This is a genomic window from Porphyrobacter sp. CACIAM 03H1 (assembly GCF_002215495.1).
Taxonomy (GTDB): domain Bacteria; phylum Pseudomonadota; class Alphaproteobacteria; order Sphingomonadales; family Sphingomonadaceae; genus Erythrobacter.
Genome location: NZ_CP021378.1, coordinates 2,949,348 through 2,963,334 on the forward strand (window position 1 = coordinate 2,949,348; position 13,987 = coordinate 2,963,334).

Here is a 13,987-nt window from a genome sequence, read left to right on the forward strand (position 1 = left end):
TCCCAGAGCGGTCCTGCGTGTAATGCCGCCCCTCATTTGCTGCTTGCGAGGCGCTGGCGCACCTCTCCCATTGTGCGCTTGAATTCAGGATCGGCGAAATGCGGTTCGGCAAGCTCCATCACGGCAAGCCCCTGGACCAGCATAGCGCGATCAGTGCCTGCCTGGAGCGTACGATAATAACCCCAGACAGCGATCAGCGGTATGTCGTACCCAGCGGGGTCGGATGCGATGGCTTCGGCAACCTGGGTCCCCGCCCCTTCAAGCAGCGAATGAATGGCTGCAACACTGCGCTCGTCGGGATAGGGCTGACGCGGCGCGGCAGGCAGTCCTACCGCCGCCACGACCGCTTCAGCAGTTCTCGCCGTGGAATAGGGGTTCTGCCCGGTAACCAGCCGACCGTCGGTCACCACATGATCCAGCATGATCGCGCCCTTGCTGAACTGTCCGCCCGCTCCGCGCAGAGCATCTTCCAGGAAGACCGGAAAATGCGGGACCCAGCGCTTGCCGAACAGCGCCTCTTCCTCGTTGCTGAAGCCAGTCAGGTTCCGGCCTGCAACGAGAGCACTGCCATCCGATAGCCGCAGATTGGCGAACGCCATCGGCCCGTGGCAAACAGCTCCGATGACCCCTCCGGCTTCGTATGTGGCGGCAATCAGCTGCTTGAGATCCGTGTTGATGGGAAGATCGAACATGGCTCCCTTGCCGCCGATGACAAAAATGGCACGGTAAGCTTCGGACTTCACATCCATGAGGCGGCGGGTCTGGCGAAAGCTCGCGAGAAAATCGGGATCGCTCAGAGCGCGCGCGTTATAGGGCTTTCGAGGATCGTATTCGTCTGCGACTGGCTCGCCGCCTTGCGGGCTGGCGATTTCGACATCGAAGCCGTTGTCGGCAAATACCGCGTAAGCCTGGCTGAGCTCATCCATCTCGAAGCCGGGACGTTCCTGCCCCGATTGCGCGCCGTGGCTGCTAATCACAAGCAAGACCTTGCCGGCTGGTGCCGCAGCGGTTGCCGGTAACGGAAGAAGGGCCGAAGCAAGCATGAGCAGGAACGCAATCAATTGTTGCGCAAATCTTGGCATGTCGAAATCTCCCAATGGTGGTTTCGACACATGCTTGGCTTGCTGCGGCTCAAATTAATGCCATGATGGCTTTGACGGAATTTTGACGCCGGATCTGCGCGAACTGTTTTCAGCCGCACGCGGGAGCTACGATCATGGCCAATGGGTTCGATATTCTGCTTGTGGAGGACAATGCCGATCTCGCGGACACGATAATTGCGTACCTCGAGGCGCACGATCATCGGGTGCACTATGCTGCCGATGGAGAAGCAGGCCTGCGCGACGCACTTTACCGGGATTTCGATGTGGTCCTGCTCGACCTTTCCCTCCCCTGCCGTGATGGTCTCGATCTGTGCGCGGAGCTTCGCAGGCGCGCATTCCGGCGGGTGCCGGTCATGATGCTGACGGCTCGCGACACGCTGGATGACAAGCTTGCCGGCTTTGCGCACGGCGCGGACGATTATCTTGTGAAGCCGTTCTCGCTGGCCGAGCTTCTCGCCCGGATCGGGGCGCTCGGACAGCGCAGGCAGCTCAATCAGCCCTACTTGCTGGCCATCGGACCCTTGCGCATCGACAGACAGGCAAGAACAGCGACCCGCGACGGAGAAACGTTGCATCTATCGCCTGTGCTCTGGGATATTATGCTGACCCTCGCCGAGAGGGCACCCAATCCCGTCAGCCGCAACGACCTCACTCTGCAGATCTGGGGTGAAGAACCTCCTCCATCTGATGCGCTTCGAGCACACATGCATCTGCTTCGTCAGGTTGTCGACAGACCGTTTGCGATGCCGCTCATCGAGACGGTCCACGGCGTCGGCTTCCGACTGAAGGTTCCGGAATGATCGGTTCCGGCTTCAAGCTGCATCGCCGGATCGGACTTGTGATTGCGGCGGCAGTTCTGGCCAACAGCACAGTGTTCGCAATTGTCGCTCTCGGCATCGCCTATGCCGTAGAGGACCGCCAGTTCGTTCAGGCTCTGGATGACGAGATTGCGCGGCAGCAGGCCAACTGGGCACGAACCGGAACAGTCACCGATCCGGGGCTCAGCTACATATCCATCTACCGCAGCTCTCGCGATCTTCCGTCAGACCTGAAAGACCAAGTCCGGGCGGAGCGGGAACAAATAGAATTTCGTGGTCTGGAGGGAAGACATTATCATGTCGCGCGGTTCCGGTTGGCGCCCGATGAGGCCGCGACGTCGGCATTCGCGGTCGCGGAAGTCAGCCGCTATCTCTTCATAAGGCCTGCTCTTGGATTCATTCTTACCTTCATGGCCCTCCTTGGCGGGTCGATCGCACTCGTTACCGGCCTGCTCGGATTTGTTCTTGCGCGCCGTGCGCTCGCGCCGCTCGAGGAACTTGCGTCACAAGTCGGAAGCGCGAACATGCCCGTGCCGAAGATCGATTCCACACGCTATCCGCGCAATGAGATCGGCATGCTTGCCAGCCAGCTGTCTTCAGCCTTTGAGCGCATCAGTGGTTTCATCGCGCGCGAACAGGCCTTCACGCGCGAAGCTAGTCATGAGCTGCGCACGCCTATCGCGGTGATACGCGGCTCAGCCGAGATCGTCGCCCTTGAGGCCGGCCTTTCCGCTGCCAGCGTCGCATCACTTCGCCGGATCGACACGGCAACGCAGGACATGGTCAACACGCTCGACCTGCTTCTCGCCCTTGCGCGTGAAGAAGCGGGCACCGCGCGCGAACGTGTTGTGCTGCGCCCGATCATTGTGCAGGCCGTCGACGATGTTCGCGAGCGATTTCCCGACACATCGATCGAGACGAAGATATCCGTCGAGCCTGACGCTGCAATCGTCGCGCACAGGACGCTCTTCCAACTCATCATCAACAATCTGATTGCCAACAGCTTCGCGCATTCAAGGGCGCATCGCCTCGACATCACCTTCGCCGACGACCAATTGACGATCGCTGACGACGGGGTGGGTATGGAAATGACGGACCGCAGCAAAGAACGAACGGATCGTGAAGGTCCGGCGATCGGCGGCGGGCTTGGCCTTCTTATCGTCCAGCGGCTTTGCGACGCCGGTGGACTTCGGTTCACGATTGTCGATTCAGCCCCGGGCGCTGGAACAAGGGTCACCGTGCAGAGCGCGATGGGGACGAGCGCAGACCGCAGCAGTCGGTTGTGAGAGTGACACGTCGCAAGCTGTGAATCTGGGCCCGTTCAACGATTAAAACGCCGGTTTTCCGCTCAAAAGTCGACCGGCATCGGGCTAAGGCCTTCTACGTGCCGCAATTCGCGAGCACACCGATGAGCCGGGCCTTCGGTGCAACGTCCTGTCGCCGGCTGACGCCGAAAATTCGTAGCAAGGACGATACGTGGAGCCGGACGGTGAGATGCGAAATTGCCAGTTCGCGCGCGATTGCCTTGTTGGATGCACCCTGTGCCAGCAGGTCGAGCACCTCGCCCTGACGCCCACTCAGCCTGATCACGCTCTCGTGGTGTTGTGACTGCGGCGTTGCATTGTCGTGCCTGCGCTCGACCACGAATTCACCGGACAGCACTTTGCCGATTGCTTCGATGCATCGTTCGCCGGGTACGCTTTTGTGAATGAAGCCATCACTGCCAAAATGCAGCGACTGCATAATCGTCGCTGCATCATCATCGGTTGCAAGAGACACTATCGCGGCCGTGCGGTGTTGCCTTCGAAGATCTGGCAGGGCGATGTCAAGACCTGTCCCCGGCAAGGACAGATCGATCAGAAATAGGTCAGGAGCGATCCCGCGCGAACCAAGCTCCAGCAGTTCATCGATCGAGCCGGCCTTGATGATTGCCGCACCAGGGCTTTGCAGTCTTGTCAGCCTGATCAAGGCGTCCTGGTATAGCGGCAGTGTTTCGGCGATTGCCACACACTGTAGTTGCGGCCACACTCTTCCGCCTCGTGAGACAGGTACAGCCATTTCGGGCGCAGCATCTGTATCTCCTTTCGCTGACATCCGCGGGCTGAAACAGATCCCAGATTGTAACTCCTGCGAGGGAAGCAGAGGACGCACCGCCGAGGGCGGTGGTAGCGCGACCCGCAGTGGAGCGCCACTCATCGACCAGACTCCATGCCTTGTGAATTGTCGCGTGCAATCGCGAGGTAGCCGAGTACTGCGCTGACGATCAGCATCATTACCAGCGATGCGTTGACCGATCCGAAGCGCAGCTCCGTCCCGTCGCTGTTGACCATCGACCCGCCGTAGAGATCCATAGTGAAGAACGAGATCAGAAACGCCGCGGGGGCAACGAGGCCCAGTCGCGCGGCAAGCCGGAGATCTGGCCTGGTCCATGTCAGAAAGACTGCAGCAGCGGCGAAAGTCGAGTTTGTCAGCAATTGCCAGACGTCGTGCAGCTTCGCGTGGCCGGGCCAGTCCGGATTGAAGATGTGGGTCGGACTGTACTCGAGATATGGCACCAGCACGCCGAGCACGGAGACTGCGACCGTTAGGGCGGCGCGACGAAAAAAGAGCGTGGAAAGCACGATATGTCCTGCGTTTCTGATTGACAGTGTCAATGTACAATTGGGATTGACGCTGTCAATGTGAATGCGATGAAGCGGACAAACACCTCCCACGCAGGCCGCAGGTCGATGCGAGATACTCTTCTTGGAAACGCGCTGGCGATCCTCGATGAGGCCGGGCCCGACGGCGTGACTATCCGCGCTGTCGCCCGAGCGTCCGGTGTATCGCACGCCGCTCCAGTGAACCATTTTGCGGATCGACGGGAACTGATGACCTCGTTGGCCACCGTGATCTTCAGCCAGTATCTTGCCGAGGTTGAGCGCCAGCACGCTGTGCTGTCCGACCGCGGCCGAGCCTACCTTATAGCGCTGCACACTTTCTCGCAGGCACACCCCTGGCGGTACAGCATCCTGTGGCGCAAGGACCTGATCGACTGGGAGGATCCAATATTTCTCAATGTCTGCGAGGATGCATATCAGGATTTCCTTCAGGCGCTTGCATCATCAAGGTCAAATGCCCCCTCGGGAGAAATCGATATCGAAACGCTCGGAACGGCCTTGTGGTCCATGGTCCACGGCTATTCTGAATTGCGGGCGACTGGCTTCTTCGAGGCGCGGAACGATATCGTCACGGGGCACCCCCGACTTGTTGCGATGCTGACATTGCTGCTGCCATCTTGCGGCAACGACCGCCCACAAGACTAGAGTCGATTCCAGTGCTCTGATCGGCTATGGCCTGTGTGCCCGCAGATGCTGCACGCCGGTCACTCGTTCAGAACATGTTCTGGACGATAGGGAGCGAGGCAAAGCTTTGTCAGAAACACGCACCGACCAATTCCACTGCACTACATCCTTCAAATCTTCATCGCTGTTGAGATCGGGGACAGCGCATTGCGTCAGTTTTTCACCCGAACCGTCGTTTCGGAAGCCCTGCTTTGAGGCGGAACGTCGGAGATCATTCGCGCCTTGAGGCCCCAGCCGTTGCCGCTGTCCGCGACCGCGAGAACGAATTCATTGTCGCCGGCCTTCAGCGGCAGGAACACCCGCTGACGTTCCGCGCCGAAATCGCCGCGAAAGGTCGGACCCTTCGCTCGGAAGGTGTTGTCGAATTCCGCGAGTGGGCCTCCGTTGAGGTAAACACGGGCCTTGTCGCTGGCATCAAATTCCACCACTGCGAGCGTATCTTCGGGACTCTGGACGGTGGTTGCTGCATAGACGACAGTCTCGCTATTACTGCCGCCGCCCTCTTTCACCTGCTTTGTGCGATAGCGGGAGATCAGCAGAAGGCCGTCACGCTCGGTGCGGGCAGGCGTCCAATCTGACGCCTGTTCAGGCGCGCGCGCGGGAAACCCGGCGAAGTTCGATGCAGGAGACAGTACCCATTCACTGATCGTGCCGGTCTGCGCATCCGCGGGTGCCGCAAGCCGCTCGCGAGGATAGGAAGATTGGTCGCTCACGCGTAGATTCGAAAAGCACGCGCCTCCGATGCTGGAGAGCCCTGCCCGCTTTCCAGTCTCGTCGAGGACAAGATCGTTGATCCGAAGCTCTGCCTCGTCAGCCCCGAACACGGTGACAGTCGCCCGGTCGAGGGCGAACTCGACACGCAGGGTGATCCAGTCATAGCTGCCAAAATCTACAGAGATCTGGTGGCCACCGAACAGCTGCCAATGGCCCTCGCCGTTCAAAACCGGGGCATATTGCACCGCGTCAGGCTGACGGGATTTGTGCAGCCGCAAATACGCTTCTTCATAAGAGAGCGCATCCTGTGCCCTGAATGCAATCCCGCCAAACTGGCGATCGCGGGACGCTGCGACGTCGACGGTGACCGAACCATCGTTGATAGACAGGCCGCGCAGAAGCGCCACGCCATCAAGGCAGAGCGCGGGCCTGCCCGCAACATCCCGGAACTCATATTTCCTTGCAGAAGAAAGATCGAAGACATCGCTGGACATCTTTACCTCCTGCGCCGCTGCCCAGCCAGGCGCAGAGCAAAAGCCGGCGAGTGCGAGAAGAGCGATGCGCAGGGAAACCATACATTGTCCTTGATGAAAGTGGTGGCGTCCGAAGATGCCAGGGTATCGGCTGTGGCTTACAGGAAACGCATGGAAAAGACGGGGTCGACTGCGCTCAAGAGGCTCAGTCCGTCGGCCATTTCAGTGTCGCAATACCAGCCTGTGCACCTACGCCTTCGTCGCTCGCACCCAGCGCACCAACACTCTTGCAATGTGTGCCTTTGCTTTTGCAGATTGCCTCTAGCATCGCAGCTTCGCGATTCTCGGGATCGATGAGCTTGTTCGATCCTTTTACCAGGAGCGTGAAGATGCCGGTCGAACCATCAAGTCCCGAATAGCCATAAAAATTGGCACTCAGGCCGCGGCCAACCACCTGACACGGCCGATTGCCTGAATTCTCACGCTGACAGGCCTCGGTCGCATAGCGATCAGCATCGGCCTGCGTGTCCATGTTGTAGGCAACCCAGGCCGTGCGGTCCGATCCGACCTTGCCTCCCGGCAGCGCGGCGGCGCCATAATATCGGCGATCGTACAGCTTCACGCGCGGCCCATATACGCGCAGATCGCCCGCGATACGGGACATCACCTTCTTGCAGGGTAGCAGCAATTGCGGCTCGCACCTGCTTCGCGCGTCGGCAAGTGCCATGCTTTCGTCCACACCCGTGCCAAGGAACAGTTGCCCCTCTTCATTGCGGACCCACACAGCAAAGCCGTCCCGCGCTTCGCCGGCAGCAACGCACCCGCCTCCAGTGAAACGGTTGCACATATCGAGTACGGCAAGGCGGGCCGTCGGCAGATCGCTAAAACCGCCCGCCGCGAAGGGGATCACGTAGTGCGGGTGGGTGGCATATGCGTCCCAGCGACCCGCACGATCCTGCATGGCAAATGCAGCCGGATCCGGGCCGCATAGCGGAACCTCCTGACCGGAAAGCCGGTCCACGCCGACTATCTTGTAAGGGCTGCCCGGCGCGCCACCGGGGCAGGTGAACAGCCGATAGTCACTGGGCCTGCCGGCCTCGCGATGTACGCCGTTCCGCCCGACGCCGAACAACCATGCCTGGCACGTGTCGGGCGTCGGACGGGACAGGTCGGAGCAATAATACGTCCGACCCGCCATTTCGACGCCCCGCCCATGCTGGTTGACGGCAAGATCGAGGGTGGGCTGTTCATAAATGCCGAACTTGCCGTTCCAATACGTCACCAGCGAGACGTAGGCGTCGCCATAGACGTAAGCTTCCTGCTCGCACTTGTAATCGATGTCGTAGGCTTCCCAGTTCCTCAGGACACGTTCGCGGCACATCCGCGCGGCGGCGGCCTTAGCCTCATCGGGGCTCGGGTAGTTCATCGCGATCGCGTAATCGTATCGGAAACGCGCTTCGTCCTGGTCCTCGTCCTCGCTTACTTTAAAGCTCACGAAGCCGGTATAGCGTTGCTGCCAACCTTTTGGCGGCGGAGGAGGCCGGTATTGCGGCGGAGGACGCATCGCAACCGCAGCGGGCGAACCGGCGCTTCCGTCCGAGCCAGCGTAGTACATGTCCATCTGGCGGCGGTGCATCTCCATTTGCTGCTCTTCCTGCGCGCGCTGCGCAAGCATCTGGTTCTGGAACGCCCAATTGGGATCGCATGCAGGGCCGGCGCAGGCGCTGGCAGGCTGTGGCCAGATCAGGACTGCGATGAGGCAGATTGCAGTGAGAAGCGGGAAGCTGGCCGCAACCCTGACGCTCATCGTCCACTGGCTGGCTCGCGCAACGTGGCGAGGGATGCTCAGCTCACCTGTCACAGCGGCACTCCCTTCATCCTGTAGAGATCATATTCCTCATCGCGCAGGTCTTGTGTGGCAGCAAGGGCAACAATCTCGCAGCGCACGCCGTCCTGCTTGCAGGTCCTGTCCACAGCGGCGATGACGAGTTGCTGCGACAGGTTGATCTGCATTCCGCCCGATCGGCCATCGGAGCTACGGTAAAGCGCGATATGCGTCTGGCCGCTGGTCGAATAGCTTCGACAATCGGCCTGCCCGATTGCAGCGGCACAACGCTGCATGGCTGTTGATACAGCATCGGCCTCGGTCGTCCTACCGGCAGCCAGCCAGACGCGTCCGTCCTGCCCGCCGTTAACGTCCTTCGCGCCGAAAGCCAAAGCCGCAAACCGCCGGGGCCCGCCGCTTTCACTTATCTGACGCCGGGACGACAGATCGAGCAACTGCTCGAGAGCGCACGTTCCTCCGTATTCCGCATTGCAATCCTCGTCGAATGCTATGGCTGCTCTTTCCTTGGTGCTCTCGACGACCAGCCGCAGATTCCCCGCGGGACTGTAACCCAATGCAAGGAAGCCGCCTTGCGATGCCATGATGATCTCACAATCCCTTCCAGTCGCTCTCTTGCACTGCTGGAGCACCTTCTTGCGAGCTGATGCGCTGCTATGCTCGCCACTTGTGATGAAGTAGCCCACGAAGGCCGGGTTTACGGCCACTGCAAAGTGCGCCGGCGGATTTGCACCGCTTGCAAAAACTCCCCAGAACGCGGCGGCCGAAACGAGGGTAACGGCAAGCCCCCTGAAGACGGACCGGTAATTCATCGCGGCGGCGGCACTCATGATAATTCCGCTCAATTACAGCCTTCAGATACGAAGGGAACGATCCATTCGCTGAGAGGAAAAGGCGATACGGCAGCGCACCCTCGTGCGGCGCGGATAACGTTTCCCAGCGCGGGACGGACGATTAAGCTACTGCATTTCCGGGACCGAGCCGAAACGCAAAAGAGGACTAGTACATCTCGTCACATGGTGTTTCGCGGAGCACAGCCGATAAGCTTGCCCCAGTAGCTGCACTCTCGAACCAAGCTGAAGATCGGCACGCTGTGAAGCACAGGATTCTCTTACCATCGTTGGCGATTTTACTATCAAACCTCGCATCTGCCTCGGTCAGCATCGCCCGCGCGGACAACGGACCAACCGCAGAATCGTCGGTCTTCTCGCAATGCATGAAAGCCAGCGACGGGATCACCTCAGAAATGAGGGCGTGCCTTCACGCAGAGTACAATCGTCTCGACCGCGAGCTGAATGCGACCTACAGATCGGTGATGAAGCAGCTCCGGTCAAAGGAGCTTCGCTCCCGCCTTGTGAACTCCCAGCGCGCGTGGATCTGGCGCCGCGACTATGACTGTCAACTGAAGGCCGAGAATTCCGGTTTCAGGGGCGGAACCGCCGCCGACATCATCCAAGACGATTGCCTCGTCACCTCTGTGCGCAAGCGGATCGAGTGGTTGCGCAAAGTGCCAGCGAACCCTGGATATCTGACCAAGGTCTGAGCGTTTCCGTGGACCGCGCGGACGCCCACGGGCGCGATGAACGATTGGGCACGCTACGCGAAGGATATTTGGCAAGTGCCCTGTTGTTTTGGTTTGCCGCGGCCTGCTCGGTTCCCGCACGATGGCCATCCCAGAGCTCGGCTCTGTTCGAATATCCGGCGATGAAAGGCAGCCTTACTGCCTTGGATTACCCCTCTTTGCCTTCGAGGTATCACGGGACCCGGGCCGATCACCTGAGGAACTGATTGTGCACGGAAACTGCGGAGGGTCCCCGTTTGCATTAGTTCACCGTGCGCCGCGCCAAAGTCATGTAATCTGCCTATGCAAGGCTGCCGCTCAGGAGCCGCCCCCGAAACCTGGCGGCGCAGGTCGGGCGCCCTCTCTCATGACACCTGCCCGACCTGCACTTCTTTCCTGCGGGGCCCACAACCTTGGCGCACGTTTCCGCATCAGCGATCATCGAGGGCCGAGTTCTCTGCCGATTTGAATCGCCGCCTTCGAGAGCTGGTCTTTAGCGCCTGCCGGCAAGGAGCATTTTCTTCAGTTTTCGGGAGACAGCCACGGATGCGAGTTCCGCGATCCGATAACGTCGCGGTGCCACCACCTTTGTTCGGCTGCAGCCGCGATGAACCAGTACATGGCGTGACGAGCATTTTTGCAAATGGCGTTGTACATGGGGGTGGCTGATCAGGCGGCGCAGAGGCCTGACGGCGCAGGTCGGGCGCATCCCCCTTTAGGTCATACCGCCCGGCCTGCTCTTTCACAGACCTGCTCCGCATGAGAGCTTCGGGACCGGGATATGTATGCTGGACAGTCCCTTCGCCAGGATAGCGCCTCACGTGCAAACCATTCGAGCGGCCGAGGCAATCGCGCTTGCCGGGGAGCTCAAGGCAACGTCCGGAACTGCAGAAGTCATGACCAAGCGCTACGTGATAACCCGCGGGCACGTCGCAGCCACCCACATTCGATGAGCGTAATACGACCGCTCATCCTGTTGGCAGTCGCAGCTTTATGCTTCCCAGCCGCGCCCGCCGCTGCTCAGGAACGCAGCTGCATTGTCGCATTGGAAGACGCGCACGGAAGATGGGTGGCTTCGACGATCATCACCCGGATCAAAGAAACGACACGCGCATCGGGTGATCGCTACGAATGGAAACTGAAAGAGCCTGTACAGGTCGCGCCAGGCATAAGACTGACCTATGGTCTCGATTACACCGTTCCCGGCGGCAGAAAGAATTGGCGAGGTGTCGCCTTGAACGAAGTCGCGGTTGACATCACATTCAGGTTCGATGCAGCGGAAATTGGGCATGAGCTCAATCCCCCGCCCGTCAGTTGGCTGCATCTTTACAGGAACTGGCCCAGCGCGCGAGACCCGGGCTCGAGCGCAACTAGCCTGGTCAGCCAGATGCTCTGGGACAAGTTCGCGAACGGCAATGCATCCACTAGGGCAGTGATAGCTCTCGATGATCTGCTGGCGTTCGGAAGTGGCCGGGACGCACTGGGGTGGGCGATGAGGTCATCACCGGACACCTTTGGATCAAGTCGGCTTATGTTCCGCGGGCGCCTTGAGATTGCGCAGCTGCAGAACAAGATCGGCGCAATTCCTGACCTTCGCCGCCAGCTTCAAGGAAAAGTCGCGACTTTTGAGACGAGCTGCAATCTGGTGGCGCCCGCAAGTGTGCCATGATCCCCGAGCCAGGCAGCAAATCGCATCTCCGGGAACAGCAGAGACACGTTGACAGCATGTCCTTCACCAAGGCCTCCAAAGCCGCGCGCTTCGGTACCGGATCAGCGCACGTGGTAGAGCGCGCGCATTGGTAACACTGCAGGATGTGTCGGAAGGCCGGCGGCAACATTCTGGCTGCCATTGAGTCGGCTACGCTCCTAGGTGCGACGGCAATTGATGCCTCGATCCAAGTTCGGAATGGCATTGCCAGCATTTCCATGCTGGCCGCGCGCACGCTTTCGCAGCCCAAGCTTGGTCAGCCGCGCTCAGATCTGTGCGGGAGATCGGATATGGCCGGGAGCCAAGCGGATTCTATTTGGCAACGCACGGTTTGATCATCGTCACGCTGCCTCTTCGCAGCCGCCTTCTCGCCGCGCGCCGTCTCCGGCCGGGAAATGGGTGCCAACATGGAGCACTAGTACTTTGTATGGCCTCGGCGGAACCATGGTTCCTGCTGTAGGCGTACGGAGCGCGGGCACAAGGTGCCGCTCAGCACCCGTGCGAGATCGCGCAACGCGTTTGCTTGCCTGATTTTCCCCTGGCGCCGCAGCTGAGCCGCCCTCGCCGACATGGATCTTGCATGCCCGACGCCGCCCCTTTGCCCCTCACCGCAAGCATCTGAACTCATGATTTTCCCGGGATGGAAGATTGTGAATGACAATGCTTCCGAGCACCAAGCAGAGATAAGGCAATCAAGAATCCGTATCCCTGCGGCATCCTTCTTGGCTTTGTACGGTATGCTCGCAAGTAATTTTCATTACGGGAGCTTTTTTACATCAAGTTTTTCTATTCCAATCCTCGCGGTATATATCTCATATGCCATAGGCTCGATTGTCCTTCGCTATTTTACTGTCCGTTATCCCGGACACTACCCTGTGCGAAGGCTAGCTGGCATGACGCTCGATTTCGCCACTGCAAGTGCAGGTCTGATTATTAACAGTTATATAATGATCCCGACATACCTTTTTCTTGTGTGGATCACATTGGGTAATGGCATGCGCTTCGGCCTCGCCTATTTGATTGCGGGGTCAATTTTGTGCCAGGCATTCCTGTGGCTGGTTTTTGTGTCGTCGCCGCGATGGAGCTCGGATGTTGAACTTGCATTTACGCTGGCACTTACTGCTCTCGTGGTTCCAGCTTTCTCTTACTCACTCTTACGCGCCAAGCAGAAAGCCGAACAGGAAACAGCGCAGATAGCTGCTGCTCGCGCACGCCTGCTTGCGCAGGCCAGCCATGATCTGCGGCAGCCGCTCCATGCCATGCAGTTGTTTGTGGGCGACCTGAGGCAGACCTTGCTTACCCAGTATCAGGTGGCCGTGGTCTCACGACTGGAAAGGGCCGTCGGGAACATCGACAGCCTTTTCACCACGCTTCTGGATATAACAGCGATCTACAGCGGATCGGTAAAGCCACATCTTGAAGTCATGGCTGTTCAGCCCGTCTTCGATGCACTGCGCGAACTGTTCCCTGATCAGCTGCGACTGCGCTTTGTGCCGACCGGGCTGCACGTGCTCTCGGACCCCGTCCTGCTCCGCACAATACTTCAGAACTTGATCAGCAATGCGATCAAGTATGCGCCCGACTCGGGCGTTGTGGTGGGATGCAAGCGTCAAGATGGTCGTATATCCCTTGTAGTGGCCGACCGCGGTCCGGGCATTGAGGACATCCATCTGCGCCACGTTTTCGAAGAGTTTTACCAGATCCGTCGAGACGGAGATGCGGATCGTTCGGGGATCGGGCTGGGCTTGGCTGTCGTCGACCAGTTTACAAAGTTGCTGGGGCTCCAGGCAGAGCTCAGATCCCGGCTAGGGCACGGAACCGTCGCGTTTGTTCATGGCCTCGAGACCGCCTCACCCTCGGCATCTGATGGCAAGCCCACAGCCGCACGAATTACAAGTCCGTTAATAGGTTTACGGGTCATCCTGGTCGAAGACGATCCCGACCTCCTTGAGAGCACCCGAGACCTGCTGACATCCTGGGGTTGCGAGGTCCAGGCGTTTGCGTCGCTGCCCGAAAATCCGCGCGAATGCGACGTGATCATCACCGATTTCGATCTGGGCAGGGGTGCAACCGGTGCTGATGTAATTGACAGGGTCAGGGCTGCGAGCGGTGTCGACGTTCCGGCGATCATCCTCACGGGTCATGACCGAAAGCCGCTCGTCGCATCGATGGATGGCAAGCGCCAATATGTCCTGAAGAAGCCTGTCACCCGGGCGCAGCTGCGATCGGCAATTGCGATGGTCAGGCTGTGATTTTCCAGTGCCCGTTGCTTTGCCAGAGAGACAGCCCGCCGTTTTTCGACCAAGCTGCGGGTGACGTGCAGTCAAGCGCCCAGCAGTCATTTGAAAGATGTGATGGACTCGCTGCAGTTCGTCGCCTGCCGGTTGACCTTGCTACCCTATGCGCTAGGCCACCCTGGCCAC

Annotated in this window: 12 protein-coding genes; 6 read left to right on the plus strand and 6 right to left on the minus strand. The window is 59.6% G+C overall.

Annotation, left to right across the window (positions count from 1 at the left end):
- Positions 1 to 32: 32 nt before the first annotated feature.
- Complete coding sequence (locus tag CBR61_RS14075; protein ID WP_157696605.1) at positions 33 to 1,097, minus strand: type 1 glutamine amidotransferase domain-containing protein; 1,065 nt, start codon at positions 1,095 to 1,097, stop codon at positions 33 to 35.
- A gap of 119 nt (positions 1,098 to 1,216) precedes the next feature.
- Here CBR61_RS14075 and CBR61_RS14080 point away from each other — a divergent pair, with 119 nt between their 5' ends.
- Both CBR61_RS14080 and CBR61_RS14085 read left to right on the plus strand, forming a co-directional pair.
- On the plus strand, positions 1,217 to 1,903 hold the full coding sequence (locus CBR61_RS14080) for a response regulator transcription factor (RefSeq protein ID WP_088914937.1): 687 nt from the start codon (positions 1,217 to 1,219) through the stop codon (positions 1,901 to 1,903).
- Entirely contained in the window at positions 1,900 to 3,207 is a 1,308-nt protein-coding gene (locus CBR61_RS14085) for a sensor histidine kinase (RefSeq protein ID WP_088914938.1), read from the plus strand. The genes CBR61_RS14080 and CBR61_RS14085 overlap by 4 nt, the downstream gene beginning before the upstream one ends.
- A 94-nt stretch (positions 3,208 to 3,301) precedes the next feature.
- On the opposite strand, the gene CBR61_RS17015 is transcribed toward CBR61_RS14085, so the two are convergent.
- Both CBR61_RS17015 and CBR61_RS17020 read right to left on the minus strand, forming a co-directional pair.
- Positions 3,302 to 3,928: a LuxR C-terminal-related transcriptional regulator gene (locus CBR61_RS17015; protein WP_172835971.1), complete on the minus strand. Its 627-nt coding sequence runs from the start codon at positions 3,926 to 3,928 to the stop codon at positions 3,302 to 3,304.
- Positions 3,929 to 4,113: 185 nt separating this feature from the next.
- Positions 4,114 to 4,542, minus strand: coding sequence for a DUF6640 family protein (locus CBR61_RS17020; RefSeq protein WP_172835972.1), 429 nt, complete (start codon positions 4,540 to 4,542; stop codon positions 4,114 to 4,116).
- Positions 4,543 to 4,650: 108 nt separating this feature from the next.
- Between CBR61_RS17020 and CBR61_RS14095 the strand changes: the two genes are divergently transcribed.
- Positions 4,651 to 5,226 carry a TetR/AcrR family transcriptional regulator gene (locus CBR61_RS14095; protein WP_157696606.1) on the plus strand — a complete coding sequence of 192 codons (576 nt, stop codon included), beginning with the start codon at positions 4,651 to 4,653 and terminating at the stop codon, positions 5,224 to 5,226.
- 191 nt (positions 5,227 to 5,417) lie between these two features.
- Here the strand turns inward: CBR61_RS14095 and CBR61_RS14100 are convergent, their stop codons facing one another.
- The 3 genes from CBR61_RS14100 to CBR61_RS14110 form a co-directional block, all read right to left on the minus strand.
- A complete protein-coding gene (locus CBR61_RS14100) occupies positions 5,418 to 6,554 on the minus strand; it encodes a hypothetical protein (RefSeq protein WP_088914941.1) in 1,137 nt (378 codons plus the stop codon).
- 103 nt (positions 6,555 to 6,657) lie between these two features.
- Positions 6,658 to 8,313 (minus strand): hypothetical protein, encoded by a 1,656-nt coding sequence (locus tag CBR61_RS14105; protein ID WP_157696607.1) that lies wholly within the window; start codon positions 8,311 to 8,313, stop codon positions 6,658 to 6,660.
- Positions 8,310 to 9,125, minus strand: coding sequence for a DUF4189 domain-containing protein (locus tag CBR61_RS14110; RefSeq protein ID WP_088914943.1), 816 nt, complete (start codon positions 9,123 to 9,125; stop codon positions 8,310 to 8,312). The genes CBR61_RS14105 and CBR61_RS14110 overlap by 4 nt, the downstream gene beginning before the upstream one ends.
- A gap of 263 nt (positions 9,126 to 9,388) precedes the next feature.
- On the opposite strand from CBR61_RS14110, the gene CBR61_RS14115 reads away from it, so the two are divergent.
- The 3 genes from CBR61_RS14115 to CBR61_RS14120 all read left to right on the plus strand — a co-directional run bounded on the left by CBR61_RS14115 (position 9,389) and on the right by CBR61_RS14120 (position 13,816).
- Positions 9,389 to 9,838, plus strand: coding sequence for a lysozyme inhibitor LprI family protein (locus CBR61_RS14115; RefSeq protein WP_157696608.1), 450 nt, complete (start codon positions 9,389 to 9,391; stop codon positions 9,836 to 9,838).
- A gap of 1,087 nt (positions 9,839 to 10,925) precedes the next feature.
- Entirely contained in the window at positions 10,926 to 11,525 is a 600-nt protein-coding gene (locus CBR61_RS16915) for a hypothetical protein (RefSeq protein ID WP_157696609.1), read from the plus strand.
- A gap of 932 nt (positions 11,526 to 12,457) precedes the next feature.
- Complete coding sequence (locus CBR61_RS14120; protein WP_172835973.1) at positions 12,458 to 13,816, plus strand: hybrid sensor histidine kinase/response regulator; 1,359 nt, start codon at positions 12,458 to 12,460, stop codon at positions 13,814 to 13,816.
- The last annotated feature ends 171 nt before the right edge of the window (positions 13,817 to 13,987 follow it).